This window comes from Rossellomorea orangium (genome assembly GCF_019334305.1).
In the GTDB taxonomy this organism is placed as follows: domain Bacteria; phylum Bacillota; class Bacilli; order Bacillales; family Bacillaceae_B; genus Rossellomorea.
This window is the reverse complement of record NZ_JAHWGH010000014.1, coordinates 25,619-43,210: the sequence shown is the minus strand read 5'-3', so window position 1 is coordinate 43,210 and position 17,592 is coordinate 25,619. Positions and strand designations below refer to the sequence as shown.

16 protein-coding genes are annotated in these 17,592 nt (G+C 43.4%); 13 read left to right on the top strand and 3 right to left on the bottom strand.

Annotated elements, in window-relative coordinates; translation table 11 throughout:
• Positions 1 to 15 precede the first annotated feature (15 nt).
• Positions 16 to 591, top strand: a complete 576-nt coding sequence (locus KYJ26_RS09715; protein WP_219167076.1) for a sigma-70 family RNA polymerase sigma factor — start codon at positions 16 to 18, stop codon at positions 589 to 591.
• Positions 592 to 593: 2 nt separating this feature from the next.
• A complete protein-coding gene (locus tag KYJ26_RS09710) occupies positions 594 to 1,280 on the top strand; it encodes a DUF3600 domain-containing protein (RefSeq protein ID WP_257475000.1) in 687 nt (228 codons plus the stop codon).
• Between the two features lie 83 nt (positions 1,281 to 1,363).
• On the opposite strand, the gene KYJ26_RS09705 is transcribed toward KYJ26_RS09710, so the two are convergent.
• From KYJ26_RS09705 to KYJ26_RS09695, 3 genes are all read right to left on the bottom strand, one after another.
• Positions 1,364 to 1,549, bottom strand: a complete 186-nt coding sequence (locus KYJ26_RS09705; RefSeq protein ID WP_219167074.1) for a hypothetical protein — start codon at positions 1,547 to 1,549, stop codon at positions 1,364 to 1,366.
• Between the two features lie 86 nt (positions 1,550 to 1,635).
• Complete coding sequence (locus KYJ26_RS09700) at positions 1,636 to 2,886, bottom strand: helix-turn-helix domain-containing protein (protein WP_219167073.1); 1,251 nt, start codon at positions 2,884 to 2,886, stop codon at positions 1,636 to 1,638.
• A gap of 108 nt (positions 2,887 to 2,994) precedes the next feature.
• A complete protein-coding gene (locus KYJ26_RS09695) occupies positions 2,995 to 3,657 on the bottom strand; it encodes a VC0807 family protein (RefSeq protein ID WP_219167072.1) in 663 nt (220 codons plus the stop codon).
• A gap of 211 nt (positions 3,658 to 3,868) precedes the next feature.
• On the opposite strand from KYJ26_RS09695, the gene KYJ26_RS09690 reads away from it, so the two are divergent.
• From KYJ26_RS09690 to tcuA, 11 genes are all read left to right on the top strand, one after another.
• On the top strand, positions 3,869 to 5,932 hold the full coding sequence (locus KYJ26_RS09690) for a hypothetical protein (protein ID WP_219167071.1): 2,064 nt from the start codon (positions 3,869 to 3,871) through the stop codon (positions 5,930 to 5,932).
• A gap of 12 nt (positions 5,933 to 5,944) precedes the next feature.
• Positions 5,945 to 7,915: a beta-propeller fold lactonase family protein gene (locus KYJ26_RS09685; RefSeq protein WP_219167070.1), complete on the top strand. Its 1,971-nt coding sequence runs from the start codon at positions 5,945 to 5,947 to the stop codon at positions 7,913 to 7,915.
• 197 nt (positions 7,916 to 8,112) lie between these two features.
• Positions 8,113 to 8,997, top strand: coding sequence for an ABC transporter permease subunit (locus tag KYJ26_RS09680; RefSeq protein WP_219167069.1), 885 nt, complete (start codon positions 8,113 to 8,115; stop codon positions 8,995 to 8,997).
• Positions 8,990 to 9,994, top strand: a complete 1,005-nt coding sequence (locus tag KYJ26_RS09675; RefSeq protein WP_219167068.1) for a hypothetical protein — start codon at positions 8,990 to 8,992, stop codon at positions 9,992 to 9,994. The genes KYJ26_RS09680 and KYJ26_RS09675 overlap by 8 nt, the downstream gene beginning before the upstream one ends.
• A gap of 11 nt (positions 9,995 to 10,005) precedes the next feature.
• Entirely contained in the window at positions 10,006 to 10,260 is a 255-nt protein-coding gene (locus tag KYJ26_RS09670; RefSeq protein ID WP_219167067.1) for a hypothetical protein, read from the top strand.
• 214 nt (positions 10,261 to 10,474) lie between these two features.
• On the top strand, positions 10,475 to 12,079 hold the full coding sequence (locus KYJ26_RS09665) for a sensor histidine kinase (protein WP_219167066.1): 1,605 nt from the start codon (positions 10,475 to 10,477) through the stop codon (positions 12,077 to 12,079).
• Between the two features lie 2 nt (positions 12,080 to 12,081).
• Positions 12,082 to 12,777: a response regulator gene (locus KYJ26_RS09660; RefSeq protein WP_219167065.1), complete on the top strand. Its 696-nt coding sequence runs from the start codon at positions 12,082 to 12,084 to the stop codon at positions 12,775 to 12,777.
• Positions 12,778 to 13,027: 250 nt separating this feature from the next.
• Positions 13,028 to 14,005, top strand: a complete 978-nt coding sequence (locus KYJ26_RS09655) for a tripartite tricarboxylate transporter substrate binding protein (RefSeq protein WP_219167064.1) — start codon at positions 13,028 to 13,030, stop codon at positions 14,003 to 14,005.
• A gap of 66 nt (positions 14,006 to 14,071) precedes the next feature.
• Positions 14,072 to 14,518: a tripartite tricarboxylate transporter TctB family protein gene (locus tag KYJ26_RS09650; protein ID WP_219167063.1), complete on the top strand. Its 447-nt coding sequence runs from the start codon at positions 14,072 to 14,074 to the stop codon at positions 14,516 to 14,518.
• A 12-nt stretch (positions 14,519 to 14,530) separates the two neighbouring features.
• Positions 14,531 to 16,045: a tripartite tricarboxylate transporter permease gene (locus KYJ26_RS09645; RefSeq protein ID WP_219167062.1), complete on the top strand. Its 1,515-nt coding sequence runs from the start codon at positions 14,531 to 14,533 to the stop codon at positions 16,043 to 16,045.
• 15 nt (positions 16,046 to 16,060) lie between these two features.
• A complete protein-coding gene (gene tcuA, locus KYJ26_RS09640; protein ID WP_219167061.1) occupies positions 16,061 to 17,575 on the top strand; it encodes an FAD-dependent tricarballylate dehydrogenase TcuA in 1,515 nt (504 codons plus the stop codon).
• The last annotated feature ends 17 nt before the right edge of the window (positions 17,576 to 17,592 follow it).

Below are 17,592 nucleotides of genomic sequence, written 5' to 3'. Positions count from 1 at the left end.
CAAGGGGGTTGGACTTTGGGCGACAGAGAAGAAGAATTAAAAAGTTTGGTTAATGAGGTGAAAGCGGGTAATAAAGAAGCATTTGAATGGTTATATGATGCAACCATAGGGGATGTGTATAAGAATGTCTATTTCCTGCTTTCCCATAAAGAGGGTGTGGATGATCTCGTTCAGGATATTTATATTGAAGTGTATCGTTCTATAGGGAAGTTCCATGGTGACCGGCCAGTTAAGCCATGGCTTATTGGGATTGCGGTCAATCAAGTGAAATCCTTCAGAAGGAAGAATTGGCTGCATGACCGCATTTCAAAAAAAGTCGCTGAAAATGAGCGAAGCAGGGAAAAAATGACGGAAATGATTACGGACATAGAAAACGATGAACTGTATCAGTCAATTGAAGGCCTCCCTTTTAAACTAAAGCAAGTCATCATACTCCGATATTTAAATGAGTATTCACAAGAGGAAGTGGCAGCCATTTTGCAGATTCCCATCGGTACAGTTAAATCACGCATACATGCTGCTCTGAAAAAATTACGTGTGAATGATCAACAAGGTCAATTCATGATCAGAAGGGTGGAGGATTTGTCGTGAAGATGGAAGATCGAATAAGAGGCAGTCTTCAAGAAAGAGGGAGTAGAATCATCCCGCCACCACAATTAAAGTTAACGATCATGAACACTCTACCGGAAAGGCATAAACGATGGAAAAAAGGACTGATAACATGCGCACTCTTGACTATATTCTTTGTTCCGACCACGACCATCGCTTACCAGTCTTACGGCGCAGACAGCCTTTACGGTTCTTATGAAAACCTGAAAAAACATATTTCCACCGCTACAATGAAAGGGTATTTCCTTCTTGATGCGAAATTTTCGCAGGCAAAAGGCGAGTTGGATAAAGAAGAGTACAACGAATTCAATGTTTTATTGAATAAAATCACACAGGCTAAATTGAGCTATGCAGATTCCTATGGCAACATCGATTATACGACGTTGCCACCAGAGGAAGCCCAGGACATGAGGGAAACCCTCTTTCAGATTCAGCCGTTTTTTGATGAGTTGAACAATCAGGTTTCCAGTAAGGAGGTGTTATCAGAAGAAGAGTACAATCGTTATATAGATGTCCTCATAATGTACGAATCCATTGTTTCGCGAAGTGGTACAGATCCATCAAACGGTGTCAAAGTGGAAGATATTCTCCCTGAAAGCCGGAGTGCATTTTTGGAGATTCGAACTTACTTGGATTATGTAAATGAAAGACAGGCAAATTTCGAACAATAATGAGTGGCAATATGGCCATGATTCTCATGAAACCAATCGAATGACAAACAAAAGACCCGGAGAACAAATCCGGGTCTCTTCATTCACTTACCGAGTATCGCCATAATCCCTTTATAGATTAAGAAAAGTGAGAATATGAGAATAGCTAAAATACCGATGATGTCCGTTACCGGAGATACACTAGCCAAAAATGTACCAGCCAAAGGAACCTTTAACAATGCGAAACCGGAAAGAATACCTGCTACTAATAAAAGAATAAATCGATCCATTCTGTGATGCCTCCTCTCGAGATAGTATATGAAGGAGGGTACAGGAAGTTGAATCCAATATTTGTTAATGGGTGTATAAAGTTTGATCATTCTAATTCATAATAGCTGATTTCATTCGACATCTTCTCAGATGCCAGCTGGAACCCTTTTTCCGTTTGGCCGGTTTTGACATAATACAAGAATAGCATTCTTTCATAATGCTGGTTCATTAGATGGTTGCCCATGTTTTTGAAGTGAGGAAGGGCGGTCTTCTCAATATATGTATATAGTTCATCTTCATCATCATTCAGAGTGAGCAGGTAAATCTCAAAGAATACCCCGGTTGGATCCTGATGGTCCTTGGCCATCTTCCGTCCCCGGTTTGCCAATTGATAAAGCTCTTCTTTAGAAAGCAGGTTTCCTTTCAGACAGGCAAGGATATATCCGCTGAGTGTGACTAAATAAGAGGAAGGTGGCGTTTTCTCTGTCGTAAGCCCCAGTGCTCGTTCATAGGATTCTTTCGATTCTGGAAATCGTTTTCTGCGGAAATATTCGAATCCCAGATTATTGTGGATTTTATGTGCCCTTTCCTTCGAATTGACAGATTCACATACTCTGAGGAGTTTATCGTATTGTTGTTTGGTTTGTTCCATGTCGAATGGCTCTTTGGCATTCAATTGGATTAATATGAGGATTTCAGAATCAATGACTCTTAAGATGTTCAATGTTTTTTGGAAAAACTGCAGTGCCTTTTGACCATAATAATAGGCGAAAGTGTTTGAATGAACGGAATGATATGCTGTTGCCAAATGGAAATAATATTCTGCGTTGGGATATTCATCATCGATTTGATTCAATGCCTGGATGCAGCAGTCAAATTTTCTCGTTGAATAATAATAGATTCCTTTTACATGCAACAATAAATTACGCTCAAATGGGGAAAGTGTGTCATGTTTATTCTCCAACATGTTCAAGATTTCTTTTGCTTTTTGAGGGGCAGCCAGGAACAGATAATATCTTGCTAATAATAAATGGTATTGAACGAAGAAATCGGTTAGGAATCGTAAGGGTTCATTTTCAATCACTGATTTTAGTTGGTGTATTTCACGTACCCTGATCATAATGATCGCGTCGTTCCATTCGGCCAATGTAATCTGAAGAGATTGATAGCGGGAACGTTCTGCTTCCATATCGACTCCGAGCCGTTCAGCAAGTAAATCCGTAATTTCACTGGAGTACTCCGTGATTCCTCTTTCAATCTTACTTAAATGTGTGGTGGAACAGATTCCCCGTGCCAATTGCTCCTGAGTCAAACCTGACTCTTCACGATGAAATTTAATCAATTTACCTTCAATCATAGTACACCTCGGAGTGAAATAATTTATTATCCATTATAGGAAAAATATGCTCAATGTTCCATAGACGTGGAACAAGACGGAGGTCTGAAGGCAAAAACATCCAGAAGGCTATATGGCTTTAATATTTTCTCTATCAAGTTCATCCTGCACTTCCTTAACTAAATGTGGGGAATCGTTGATGATTTTTCCGATATAGAAGAATCCGATGACCGTGACACCCGTCATGATCCAGCTGAATGCCTGGCGCAGAATGATTCCTTTATCAAACGCCTCCACACCATACTCCATAATAAGCCAAGCTTTCACAACGGCGAGGATCCCGCTCCTCAGTGCGAAGCACAGCGTGATCAACTGAAATAAGGTATACAGAGGTTTCTTATAGAAAAGTCGCTTACTAAACGTGCGGTCATGGCCTTGCAGCTCTGCGAAATCAAGACCAAAGTATAAAGTGATTGGCCTTCTGACGATCATGGTCAGTAAGAAAAACAAACTAATCCCGGCAGCGTAAAAGACATTATTCCAAAGTAGCTGTAAAGACGAACCAGCCAGAACGTCGATCAGTGTACCGACGATCAATGTGAAGAGAATGAACAGGCCGAACGTATTTATCTTCTTCATTTCAGTGAACCGGTAGATCGTGTACAATATTCCGGGAACCGAGGATAGAAGCATGGCATAATAATCCCCAGTGTAATCTCTTACTATATTCCAAACAAATAGAGGGAGCGCAACATAAATCATCAGATCCAATAGAACAATATTTTTCTTCACTTTTATCACTCTTCCTTTTTTTGTATACATAGATTACGTTTTTCAAAATCATAAAGTTTCAAAAAAATGGATGTAATCTGATAGGGTTGTGAAACCGTTTCATTTAAATATGAAATTCTTATTGAGATTATTTCTCAACTACACTATAATGATAAACAGTAATGAGAATCATTCTCGAATGGTTCGTGATCGTTGAGAGGGGTTACATAGAATGAACAAACCATGGAAAGTATTATCTGCATCTGTATTGGCTTCTTCACTATTACTTGCTGGGTGTGTCAGTGATAAGGAAGAAGTTTCGAAATCAGATGGAGAAAAGAAAACGGCAGCAAGCAAGGTGAAAGTATCCGATTATACTTTTGATACCGCCGGTAATATGTTTGCTTATGCAGAATTTGAATTATCCGGCGAGCCGCTTGCAGAAAGTCTGGGCCTGGATTTAGATATATTGGATATCAACAAGTTGGATCAGCCAACAAAATTTGATTATACAGCCGGCGTTGAATCCTATGAGTACTCAGAGGAAGCCATGTATGAAGTCGTTGAAAAGTCCGGAATGGGACTGCATCTGATCAATGGCCCTGCGGTTGAGACCCTTCAAAATGGGAAAACGCCTGATGAAAAATTAGGGAACCGTTTTTATGAATTAGCCGATGCTGTCGGTTATCCACAGGATGAGATATTCCGAAATATGTATCCGACATTTATCGAATACTCTGCTGGTGACCCACATTATAAAAACGAAGTAGATACAAGTGAATACGCATCCAATGATGACGGAAGCTATGTGCCTATGTATCAAGTAAACTTTGAATCACTCCGCTGGGACCGTGAGAAAATGGAGAAGACCCTTGTTCCTTCCGCTTATGGGGCAACGTTCTTGAAGCAGGCGCTATGGGCCGGGGACTTCATGGGGGGGTTCCATACGATTGATGCTGATGAAGAATTGGCAGGAGAAACGTCAAAGGATGACGATGATCAAAATGTTGCGCTGGGGGTCAGCTCAGCTGATGGTTTCCAGGGAGCGGTTCTGACCGAAGAAATTTGGAATAAAGTAAATTATGTTTCGAATGAGTTATTTGTGGATGGCACGACAGGAAAATTGACGGCTGCGGGCCTGGGAAGCCAGTATGATCCTGCCAAAGGATTCGTGTACTTACCACATAGTGTAGAAGTGACCGAAGACGGTAAACAGGCACCAAACGTAAAGTCACTGTCTATTAAGGATTCAAACAGTGTTCTAGAAGACCAGTGGATGATGCTTTGGCCGAGTTCGGAATTCTACGGGATGACGGACCAAAGAGAAAGCAACCCGAACAAGACGCCATCATTCCAGGCGCTGTTTGACGGAGCACCGTATCCTTCTGCACCTAAAGAAAATACGGATGACTCACCTGAAAACGACGTGAACGGAACAGATCCTTTCACGGCCAATCAGAATGTGATGCTCCATGTATTCAAGAATATTGATGCCATGCATTTCAATGACGATAAAGGAATGTTCGTAACAGAAAATGATGGGAAAGAACAAGGGACCTATATGGATACGTTCCAGGCAGGATACACAATGGAATCGATGAGGATCTTTAAGCGGGCCATCGATGGGCTTCCTGTCGGATACGCTTCAGGGGAGTCAGCTGAAGGATTGAAGACACCTGAAGGGAAACGTGCACTCGAAATGATCCGAAAGCAGGCAGACTTCATGCTAGATAACCTCGTCATGGATTCAGGCCTTGTAGCAAAAGGCTTTGATATCGAAAAAGGGGCGGATGATGACGTCACATTAGATGCTCAACTCGGTGCGATCAGAGGATTAACAGCAGCTTATTTAGCCACTGATGATGTGAAATATCGTGAAGCAGCCCGCTCCATTTATGAAGCGATGGATTCTAAGCTTTGGGATGATGAATTGAAAGCCTATGAAACATCAGAAGGAAAAATGGAGTATACCCCATATACAGCAGGCGCATTGTCTGCCATATACAGGGTTGCCCTGCAGAATTTAAGCAACAGGGAATCAGATTCAGAAACTCCTGAAAGCCTGGAAATCGATGGTATCACCGCCCGCTACAGTGATTTCTACGACACGGTCATCGATGGTCCGTCCCTCAAAGAAGGAATGCAGGCGAGTGAATTCTGGGATACAGGGGATTATTATGACAGCAAGGATTCATCTGGGAATACAGATGGGGACAATGTTCCACAAGTTCAAGCCGGACATGGCAAAAACGGGATAGCGCCTGTATTGCTTCCTGTCACGGTCGAAAAACGATAAAGAAGGGATCCTATGAAGAAGATGATAGGATATGCGGCAGCGTTTCTCATAGCAGGAACGCTTGTTGCATGTTCAATTCACACGACAACCAAAGATGACCCCAGCTTCGATACAGTTCGAAAAGAAGCAGTCAATAGCGATAACATCCTCCAAAATAAAGAAGGAACAGAGCTATATATCGCCAATCTCGATGCCAACACGGTTTCCATAGTGAATGAAAAGACACAGAAGGTACAAAAAGAAATCTCTGTCGGAAATGAGCCGGTCCAATTAGCGTTGTCACCGGATGAAGACCGCCTTTATGTTTCGTGCCGATACGATAATAAGATCGATGTCGTCTCATTGGAAGAAGAGAAAGTAATAGATTCCTATGAAGTGGGATCGGAACCCTTTGGTCTCATGACAAGCAGGGACGGTAAGACCTTGTATGTAGCCAATTATCGAGAAAGCACGATCATGATGGTTGATGTGAAGAGTGGCGACGTGACAGAGACGCTTGCCGTTCACGATCGACCAAGAACCATGGCTCTTACAGCAGATGGGAAGAAGCTGTATATCCCTCATTATTTATCCGGAGAGATATCTGTATTGGATACAGAAAAGAAAAAAGTCGTCAATACGATCAAACTTGCGGACTCCCCTGATGTTTCCGACCGGAAAAAGAGCCAGGGAATCCCGAACACCCTTGAGCAATTTGTCATTGCCCCTGACGGGAAGACGGCATGGGTCCCGCATTTAGTGACCAATGTCGATACAGCCATACAGTTTGAAGAAACGATCTTTCCTGCCATTTCCGTCATTGATCTTGAAAAAGATCAAGAGGTAGTGGATCAGAGAAAAGAATTGTTTGATGAAATCAATGTACTGGATTCAAAAAATGAAACGATGATTGTGTCAAACCCTTATGACGTAAGTTTTCAGAAGGATGGGTCCAAAGCATATGCAGTGATGTCAGGAAGTGAAGATTTAGTCGTTTTTGACCTGAAACGAGGTGGTAATGCCACCCAAATTCTAAGAAGGATCGAAGGGGACAATCCCCGTGGCATCCTGTTGAGTAAGGATGGTGAAACCCTCTACGTCCATAACGCCATGAGTCACGATCTTGCGACCATTGACTCTGGAGGTGCATCTGTACATTCCAGGGCGAAAAAGCTTAATGACAACATTTCCTTAATTAAAAAGGATCCGCTGGACCCGCAAATTCGTAAAGGAAAAACGATTTTTTACAGCGCCAACAGCGAGGAATTTGAAGCAGATATTACCGGAAACAACTGGATGAGCTGTGCGTCCTGTCACAGTGATGGAGAGATCAATGGCCTGACTCTCATGACAGGAAAGGGGCAGAGGAATGTCCCGACCAACACGCAAACGTCAGAAAACGGTCTCTTCCTTTGGGATGGCAGCCGGGATGACTTCACGGACTATCTCCTGACCGTTCAAGGTGAAATGGGCGGGATGATGAAGTATGAGCCAGGCGAAGAGTTGCCGGCAGATGTCGAGAAGATGTATGATGACTTATTCGCTTTTCTGAAGGAACCGGCATCTTTCCCCGTACCTCAGAGTCCTTATAAGGAAAACGGGGAATTAACAAGCTCGGCTAAAGATGGGAAGATTCTCTTTGAAGGCAAAGCATCCTGCATTTCCTGTCATAGCGGACGTCAATTTACGGATAGTGTAAAAGCATCCGGTGAAAATGGAGAGCTGTCAACAAGCATGACAGACTATCTCCATGATATCGGCACGGCCAATCCATCTGATGTACCATCGAAGGGGGACGCAAGAGCAGACTTCACAAATCCTCGGGATGGGAAGAGCTTTGATACTCCCAGCCTGATCGGTGTGTGGGCGACTGGCCCATATCTTCATGATGGAAGTGCAAAGACGATTGAAGAGACTATCGAGCGTCATCAATATGAAGAAAAACCAGAGCTTAGTCAAATCGAGATGTCAAAGATAGCCGATTATGTGCGCTCACTTGATTAATCCAGTTAAAAAAGCTTGAGGATTCATTTCCTCAAGCTTTTATTATTTATGGAGTTTTCTGTTTCGATAACCATTTTGCCTTCAAAAATGAGTCCCTTCATTTCTTTGTTTTCTGAATTTTGTTTACAATTATATTACATTATTGTAACATGAATATAGAAAAATGTATCATTTTGGAAATGGTTTGGAGGGGTTGTATGAAAAGGGTGATGGAAATTCCCTTTCATTTTCTTGTAGTTGTATTGGGGTTGTATTTACTTAGCGGAATCGGTTCACTGCTCGCATATGATACAGAACTTATGATCAATCTGGCTGCCTATGGTGACCGTCTTCACCAGACCTGGGTTGAAATCATGCATCCATCCTCCATCTATATTTATTGGGGAGATGGGAATAAACAATACAGTATAACTGAAGTCTTTTCAAATACGTACTTATACTCTTTTCTCATTCTTTTTAGCTCATTCTTCCTGGCGATTTGCCTGGCGGTACTCTTTAGTTATGCCCTCATGTTATTGCCAAGGAAAGCATATCGATTCTCGACTAAGATCGTCAATGTAATGGACGCGCTTCCGGATGTGTTCATAGTTGTTTTATTTCAGCTTTTCATCATCTGGTTATTCAAAAAGACGAATCTACTCGTGTTTGATATCTATGCCCTCGGTGAAGAGCGAATCTACTTATTACCTATTCTTTGCTTATCGGTGCTGCCTGTAGTGTTTTTGATAAAACAGTTTTTGTTTCAACTCAAGGAAGAAGAAAGCAAACCGTATGTGGAATTTTCTTATTCGAAAGGATTCAGAAGGGCCTATACGGTTTGGCATCATCTGTTCCGGAATGTCTGGGTCCACTTCTTCTTTCATCTCAAACCAATCTTTCTACTGATGCTTTCCAATCTATTAATCATTGAACTTCTATTTAACATCAATGGGTTCATGCAGGCGTTGCTGCGAACGGCGACCAGTTCTCCTGCTGCATTCTTCCTAGGGATGCTTCTCATTTTTGTGCCGTTCTTTATTGTGTTCACGATAGGATCAATGATTCTATCAAAGTGGCTGAAAGGAGGGGAGCAGAATGAATAGATGGATGCTCAAACGGTTGGCACTTCCCATCTTTTTACTGATTACCTTCATTGCCGTCAGTTTCCTGGTTCCGGTGATAAATCCCAGCTATGATGAGGTGGTGGACTATCTATCTGATGAGAATGGAAGAGTGATAGCGGCGCCGCCGTTCACCCCTGATGAGATGCCTCCTCTCGGCAGTGATAAACTCGGGAGGAATTTTCTGCTGCTGTTATTGGTCGGAGCGAAATATACCATCTTTGCGGTATTGGCCATAGCACTATTACGTATGGTATTTGGGTTTTTCTTTGCAGTACTGTACACTTTCCTTCCTGTATTTTTGGGCAGGTTCATTAAAGGGCTGGGGGAATCGTTTCAATATATCCCCCTCGTAATCATTGTGTTTACGTTACTGATTCCACTAGAAGGGGCCTTCCATTCCGAAATACTCCCTTCCAACAGGTATTTCTTCATACAAGTAGTCGCGATTGCCGCAGTGACGATCCCATCTCTTGGCATTTATTTAGGGGAAGAGATGAAACTGTTTATGAAGAGTGATTTCATTCAAGTGTCACGTACGATGGGGGCAGGGAGATTCCATCTATTCAAGCAGCATCTGCTGCCCCAGTTCAGAAGGCATTCGATTGTATTATTTTCAGAACAGGTGTCCCAGACGCTTGCCCTTCTCATTCAGCTAGGCATCCTTCATATGTGTCTTGGAGGACTGAAAATCGCCAACTTCGGCATCATGGAAAGTATCCCGGTATATTTTTCTGAAACGAACGAATGGGCAGCGACGATTGCCATCAACATTCAGCAGATCTTCCTGCGTCCGATGCTTGTTGTGGTTCCACTGGCGTTATTCGCTCTGTTGATTCTCTGTGTGAACTCGATCAGTTCCACTTTACGGAGGGTCTTGATAGAAGGAGAGAGCGGAAGGATGGCGAAAAAGACGGAAGAAGAACGTCATGAAAGAACCATTTCTGTATCAAAGGATCTTTTCACTTTGAAACAGTAGGAGGAAGTCGGATGAAGGAAAAACAGGGTGGTAAGATGTTTTTGATTGTAACTATCCTATTTTTTATATTTGGTGGAGTGGTTTCCGTATACACCGGGTTTGAACCCGACCCAGATCGTTCCTTATGGTTTCCGCTTATATTCCTTGCAACTATGATAATCAATATATTCATTTCTAAGAAAGAAAGCCGTCCTTACTATACAATAGGGTTTAGTCTGATGGCCGTCTCTACTCTTTTATACATGGTCATTCCGAATCTGATATAGAAAACACTCAGAAACAATATCTGAGTGTTCTTTTTTTATAATATCGATGCACGGTTCTTTCTATGATCCTTTCGGAGAGGTACGGTCTTCATTAACCCCTTCTCTTCTTCTGATAGAGAAGGGGTTTAAACTAAGGCTTTTTTAAGTTCCTTATCCTGTGATGAGTATGATATATTAATATAATAGAAAATTCAGTATAATCAGGGGTATTTAGATGAATAGACTTCTTAAGGTGCCGCTACAGGTCAAGATATTGGGCTTGGTCATTTCGCTGCTGCTGATCGTGATCGGGCTGCTTACATGGATGTTTGCATACCGGGAATCAAAGGAAGACGTTGAACAGGCAGAAGATTTGGCGATGCAAACGGCCAAGACACTTTCTTATATGCCGGTCATTCAGGATTCTTTTAAGAATGAGGAGCCTGTAGAAGATTTAAGTGCGGTCACGGAACAAATCCGCGATCAGGTGGATGCTTCTGCTGTCCTGATTGAAAACAGGGACGGGCAGATATTCAGTTTTGTCGGACAAGCAATCGGGGATGGGGATCCCGAAGAACGTTATCGTGCATTGGTATTCGGAAGTAATAATCTGATACATACCGGGGATGGCGACGAGGAAGTGCTAAAGGGGATTGTCCCGGTCATGATTCGGTATGACAACTACAAAAAAGTCGAAGGCACTGTAACGGTTGAGTTTGATATGAAAACTATTCGGAGTAAGATTGCCTATGAAATCCGTACCATGCTTGCTCTTTCCGGGGGAGTCCTGATCCTTGGGGTGTTCGGCAGTCTGTTTTTGGCCAGGAGTATCAGAAGGGATACACTCGGTTTGGAACCGTATCAGATCAGTGCGCTCTTCAGGGAAAGAAATGCAGTTCTTCAATCTGTAAAGGAAGGGATTTTAGCCATCGACACACAAGGTGTGATTACGATGATGAATCAATCTGCCCGTGAGTTACTTGATATTAAGGGAAATGTTGAGGGTGAATTCGTGACAGAAGTCATTTCTTCTCAAAAGATGCCCGAAATGTTGGCTTCTTCTTTGCATGTTTCCAACATCGAACTTCAATATAAAGAAAAGACGATGATCGTCAATGCCCAGCCTATCATCGAAAATAACCAGAAGGCGGGCACTGTGTTCAGCTTCAGGGACCGGACAGAAATTAAACAAATGGTGGATGCCCTTTCGGAAGTTCAGCAATACTCGCAGGACTTACGGGCACAAACGCACGAATTCAAAAACAAGTTGCATGTACTTCTCGGGCTGCTTCAGCTGCATAAATATGAAGAAGCCATCACATTCCTCACGGAGGAATCGGATCTGCAGGAGTATCATTCGATCATATTCTTTCAGAGTATCCTGGATAAGAAAGTTCAGGCCATTCTATTAGGGAAGATTGCTAAAGCATCAGAAAAGAAAATAGATTTCCAAATCGACGATGAAAGTTCGCTTTCCCCGCTTCCTGTATTCATCGGTCTTTCACCCCTTATCGTTATATTGGGTAATCTGATTGATAATGCACTCGAAGCGGTGATGGACAAAAACCCCAAAAACAAGGTCGTTTCTTTTTTCGTTACTGACATTGGCAACGATATCATCTTTGAAATCGCAGATAACGGAAAAGGGATTTCTGAAGAAGAAGAGGGACGTATTCTTCAGAAAGGAGTCTCATCCAAGGGTGCCCACCGGGGTTATGGACTTTCAAACGTTCAGGAAGAACTATCCCTGCTTGGGGGTACGATTGAATGGGATTCCAAAAAGGATAAAGGGACGGTTTTCACTGTCATCCTGCCGAAATCACACACAAAAGGGGAATAGGTATGATTAAAGTTGTCATAGCCGAAGATGATTTTCGCATTGCACAGATACATGAAGAATTTCTTGCGAAAAATGAGCAGCTGACATTAGTCGGTAAAGCGATGAATGCGAAGGAAACATTGAACATTCTAGATACACATTATGTTGATTTGCTTTTACTTGATGTATATATGCCTGACCAGCTTGGTACTGAATTACTGCATAAAATCCGCTCTTATTATCCTTCCGTTGATGTCATCATGATCACAGCTGCGAAAGATAAGGCTTTTTTAGAAAAGGCACTCCGGTACGGTGTCGAACATTATTTGATCAAACCGGTGACACTGGAGAAATTTCAAGAAGCCATCACGTCTTATCTCCAGAAAAAAGTGTTGCTTGATTCTGCTGAAGAGGTCAATCAACAGATGCTGGATCGATTCTTTGGGAAGGAAAAAAAGAAAGCCCCCGAAAAAAGCTACGATCTTCCGCCGGGCATCGATTATTTGACTCTTCATAAAGTGACAGCCATCTTGCAAGAGGAGAAAGAAGGCATCACCTCGGAAAGAGTCGGTGAAAAGATGGGGGCATCCCGGACAACGGCACGGAGATATCTCGAATATCTGGTCGGGGTAAGAGATGCTACGGTGGAGCATGTATATGGGATCGTCGGACGTCCGGAAAGGAGATACCGGATGGGCAGTGAGAATGCAGTGAAATAGATTCCGGAACTATCGTGTCTGCCGCAAGGATTAAAGTGATCACTTTAATCCTTGCGGCAGACTTCTTTAGTTAAATGGAAAGAAACCTGTGAACAAAATGAACAAAATCCACATAAGTTTTTTAAAACATAATATTTTGGAAACGTTTACATAGACTCGTTTGCCGACTAGGATTAACTTAACGTATTTCACCTTTTTGACAGTTGATGTTTTCGGTGAGTACAAACAAGATAAAAGGGGTGCAGAAATAATGAAAAAGTTTGGCTTTGTACTGATCATTTGTGTAATGGCTTTGATGACTGCCTGTTCAAGCTCTGCTTCGGGTGACAAGGAATTTCCGTCAAAGAATATTGAAATCATCGCACCGGCTTCTCCGGGTGGAGGCTGGGATTTAACGGCACGTTCTGTCCAGAAGGTTTTGCGTGATAACGACATTGTGGATAAGAACATCAATGTCATCAACAAACCTGGCGGAGGCGGTGAAGCGGGATGGAAATATCTCGAGAAGAAGGACGCCCACCACCTTGCAATCAATTCAAGTCTGGTACTGACAAATAAATTATTGGGTCAAAGCGATCTATCATATGAACAATTTACTCCGATTGCAACATTGGCAACAGAATGGCAGGCACTCGCGGTACCGGTTGATTCAAAATATGAAACCGCTTCTGAACTGCTGGATCAGATGAAGAAAGATCCGAAGTCGCTGAAAATCGGAGTAGGTCCAGGGCTCGGAAACGATGACCATCTTTCAATTGTACAGGCAGCAAGCGAGAAGGGGATCGATCCTACTAAACTCGACTTTCTTGTCTATGAAGGCGGCGGCGACGTCGTGACGGCACTGCTCGGCGGACATGTAGATGCAGTGACGACTTCCCTTTCAGAAGTAAAAGAGCAACATTTGGCTGGGAAGCTTAAGATTCTTGTGGTTTCTTCAGAAAAAAGGCTGGAAGGACTGGATGACGTTCCAACCTGGACGGAAGAAGGAGTGGACATGGTGTTCCCTCACTGGAGAGGAATCATGGGCCCTGGGGATATGACAGAAGAAGAAATCGCCTATTGGGATGAAAAAATCGGCGAAATGGTCAAAACGGATGAATGGAAGAAGATGCTTGAAAACAATGACTGGGATGATTTTTATAAAGATAGTAAAGAATCAAAGGAATTCATGAAAGAGCAGGAAAAATTATATTCCGATCTAGTGGAAAGCTCCGGTTTGAAAAAGTAATGGAAGTGACGGGTGGGATACGGATGAGCGTCTCCCGCCTTACTCTCTTAGAGGAGGTTGACGTGTATGAGAGCAATCAAACTCGGGATGCCCATTTTTTTAATTCTATTAAGCTTCTTTTTTTTAATAGCATCCATCAATTTGCCAAAGGCAAATCTCGGGAACCCAAATGGGCCGCTCTATTTTCCTGTCGGATTGAGTGTCTTCATGCTGATATTCAGCGCGGTTTATTTATTTCAGGAGTGGAAGAGCCTTCATGTTCATAATGAAGATATCAAGCTTCTGCTGAAAGGGAGAACGCCGAAATTAATTGCTCTGACTGTTTTATACGGAGCTGTTTATGCGTTCATATTTGAACGGATCGGGTTCTTATTTTCTACTATTTTGTTTTTGGGTGCTTTGTTATTTACGGTCAATGGAAAGAAATATGTTGTGAATGTGATAGTGGCAGTCAGCTTTTCTTTTCTATCATGGTATGCATTCAGCATTTTATTAGGAGTCAGTCTTCCATAGGAGGTGCACTAGATGGATTTTAGCAATTTTATGCAGGGGTTAACAACTGCGTTGGAACCAATCAATATTATGTGGGTTGTCATCGGAGGATTCCTTGGAACGATCGTCGGGATGCTCCCCGGGCTGGGGCCGGCAACAGCCGTAGCCGTGTTGATCCCGATTACATTCGGCATGGAGCCCGTCAGTGCCATCATCCTGATGGCTGCCATCTATTATGGGGCGATGTACGGGGGATCAAGGAGTTCGATTCTATTAAATACTCCGGGTGACGGTTCTGCGATTGCCGCCACATTCGACGGGTATCCAATGGCTCAGAAGGGTCAGGCAGGACAGGCCATGGCCATTTCGGCAGTCGCCTCTTTCATAGGGGGAATGATGGCCGTCATCGGGTTTATCTTCCTTGCCGAGCCGCTTGCAAGCTTTGCCTTGAAATTTGGTCCTGCTGAATACTTTTTATTAATGTTGCTGACTCTTTCGGCGATTGTTGCCCTGTCAGTAGGGAAAATGGTGAAGGGATTCATTGCCATGTTTCTTGGGCTGATGCTCAGTACGGTAGGCATTGATACGCAGAGCGGAGTCTATCGCTTCACTTTTGGAAGTTCCCATCTAAGTGAAGGAATCGATTTTCTAATCGTGATCATAGGCGTTTATGCAGTAGGGGAAGTCCTTTACAATTATTTGACGATCGATCGGGAGAAAAAAGAGAAAAAGAAAGTCGGTAAGATCTGGTTTACGAAAAAGCAATGGAAACGTTCATTGTGGCCGATTCTCAGGAGCGGTCCGCTGGGATTTGTCATCGGTGTCCTTCCGGGAGCCGGGGGATCGATCGCATCCATGATCAGTTACTCGACAGAAAAGCAAATCTCCAAAAAACCTGAAGAGTTCGGAAAGGGTGCAGTAGAAGGGCTTGCAGCTCCTGAATCTGCCAATAATGCTGCTTCAGTAGGTGCCATGATTCCGCTATTGACGATGGGGATCCCCGGATCGGGTACAACCGCTGTCATGCTTGGAGCTCTCGTCATGCTTGGCATGAAACCTGGACCGCTTTTATTCGAAAATGATCCCAATACGGTGTGGACACTGATCAATAGTATGTTCATCGGAAATATAGCCCTTGTTATTATTAATATTTTGCTTGTCGGTCTGTTAGTGAAAATACTGGATACGCCTGCAAAAGTGTTGTATCCGGTCATTGTGATACTTGCATTTATCGGAACCTACACGCTCAGTTACAGTGCAGTGGATTTCTTCCTTCTATTGATTTTCGGAATATTCGGGTTATTCCTTAAGATCATGGATTTCCCAATTGCCCCGCTTGTTCTGGCATTGATCGTCGGAGCGGATATGGAGCAGAACTTCAGGATGGCCGTGCTTTCGTCAAATGGCAGCCTCGGTATCTTCTTTGATACGCCGATTGCCATCGCATTGGCTGGATTGACTCTTTTATCACTCTTTTATCCATTGCTGATCAAAGCGTTTCAAAAGAAAGGGAAGAATCCTATCGACCCTATCTCAAAAGACATGTAATAAGGAGGAGTATCGATGTCAAAAACGAACTCATACGACGTAGTTGTCGTTGGAGCGGGGAATGCAGCCTTATGTGCAGCCATTTCAGCCCGTGAAGAAGGTGCGGAAGTACTGGTCCTTGAAAAAGGTCCTGAACATAAAAGAGGTGGAAATTCTTTTTTTACCGATGGAGCGATCAGGGTGGCCTATCATGATCTCACAGATATTCGGAATGTCGTGACGGATCTCTCTGATGAAGAAGCGGATTCAATCGTTATGCCCGACTACAATGAGGAAGACTATTATGATGATATCATGCGTGTAACAGAAGGGGAGAGTCAGCCGGAGCTTGCCAGACAACTGGTGGACCGCTCGTTTGAAACGCTCGTGTGGATGAAGGGGCATGGTGTGAAATTCGAACTCAATTATGATAATCAATCTTATGAAAAGGAAGGCAAGCGGCATTTCTGGGGAGGTCTTCCGGTCAAGACGGAAAACAAAGGCATCGGGTTGATGAAGCAGCTTTTTTCCCGTGCCGGGGAAATGGGTATCGATATTTGGTATGAGGCTGCGGCAGTGGAGCTTATAAAAGAAGGCGGAAAGATAAGCGGTGTGGTTGTACAGAAGGATGAGGAGCGGATCAACGTTGAATCCACAGGTGTCATTCTTGCCTGCGGCAGTTTTGAAGCAGACAAAAAGCTTCGGAAACAACATATCGGGGAAGAATGGGAAGCGGCAATCGTACGCGGAACCGAATATAACACAGGGGACGGGATTACAATGGCGGTTGCGGCAGGAGCGCAGAAGTTTGGTGAATACTCCGGCTGTCATTCAATCGGCACGGATTATCATGCACCGAAAGTCGGTGACTTTAAAAAACCCGGTGACATCTTCAAGAAACATTCCTACCCCCTCAGCATCATGCTGAATAACGATGGAAAACGATTTGTAGACGAAGGTGCGGATTTCCGGAATTATACGTACGCAAAGTACGGGAGGGAAATCCTGAAACAGCCTGGTCATGTCGCCTATCAGGTTTACGACTCCCAAGTCCGGCCGCTGCTGAGGAAGGAATATGATCTTGAAGAAGCGACCTGTTACATCGGTGAAACCCTGGAGGAGCTTGTTAATCAGCTTTCCGTTAACAAGAAGCAATTCCTGCATACGATTGAGGAATATAATGCAGCCGTTCAAGACGGGGAATACCATCCTACGGAAAAAGACGGCAAGAAAACAGCAGGGCTTACACCAGAAAAGACGAACTGGGCATTGAGGATCGAAAAGGGGCCATTCTATGCATTTCCGGTTACGTGCGGTATTACGTTTTCATTTGGGGGACTCCGGGTCAATCCTTCAGGTGAGGTGTTAAAAAAAGATGATCAACCACTATCCGGCCTGTTCGCTGCTGGAGAAATGGTCGGCGGCATTTTTTATCACAATTATCCTGGAGGGTCGGGATTGATGTCCGGGGCTGTATATGGGAAAACAGCAGGTTCTTCAGCTGCCCGGTATGCCCTCTGCAATAAACAGGATTCAACGATCATTCACTGACAGTTATTGAAGAAAAG

Bases quoted from the DNA above. Each gene is read 5' to 3' on its own strand.
- KYJ26_RS09710 (WP_257475000.1), top strand. From the start codon at position 594: ATGGAAGATCGAATAAGAGGCAGTCTTCAAGAAAGAGGGAGTAGAATC.
- KYJ26_RS09705 (WP_219167074.1), bottom strand. From the start codon at position 1,549: ATGGATCGATTTATTCTTTTATTAGTAGCAGGTATTCTTTCCGGTTTC.
- KYJ26_RS09700 (WP_219167073.1), bottom strand. From the start codon at position 2,886: ATGATTGAAGGTAAATTGATTAAATTTCATCGTGAAGAGTCAGGTTTG.
- KYJ26_RS09690 (WP_219167071.1), top strand. From the start codon at position 3,869: ATGAACAAACCATGGAAAGTATTATCTGCATCTGTATTGGCTTCTTCA.
- KYJ26_RS09685 (WP_219167070.1), top strand. From the start codon at position 5,945: ATGAAGAAGATGATAGGATATGCGGCAGCGTTTCTCATAGCAGGAACG.
- KYJ26_RS09680 (WP_219167069.1), top strand. From the start codon at position 8,113: ATGAAAAGGGTGATGGAAATTCCCTTTCATTTTCTTGTAGTTGTATTG.
- KYJ26_RS09675 (WP_219167068.1), top strand. From the start codon at position 8,990: ATGAATAGATGGATGCTCAAACGGTTGGCACTTCCCATCTTTTTACTG.
- KYJ26_RS09670 (WP_219167067.1), top strand. From the start codon at position 10,006: ATGAAGGAAAAACAGGGTGGTAAGATGTTTTTGATTGTAACTATCCTA.
- KYJ26_RS09665 (WP_219167066.1), top strand. From the start codon at position 10,475: ATGAATAGACTTCTTAAGGTGCCGCTACAGGTCAAGATATTGGGCTTG.
- KYJ26_RS09660 (WP_219167065.1), top strand. From the start codon at position 12,082: ATGATTAAAGTTGTCATAGCCGAAGATGATTTTCGCATTGCACAGATA.
- KYJ26_RS09655 (WP_219167064.1), top strand. From the start codon at position 13,028: ATGAAAAAGTTTGGCTTTGTACTGATCATTTGTGTAATGGCTTTGATG.
- KYJ26_RS09650 (WP_219167063.1), top strand. From the start codon at position 14,072: ATGAGAGCAATCAAACTCGGGATGCCCATTTTTTTAATTCTATTAAGC.
- KYJ26_RS09645 (WP_219167062.1), top strand. From the start codon at position 14,531: ATGGATTTTAGCAATTTTATGCAGGGGTTAACAACTGCGTTGGAACCA.
- tcuA (WP_219167061.1), top strand. From the start codon at position 16,061: ATGTCAAAAACGAACTCATACGACGTAGTTGTCGTTGGAGCGGGGAAT.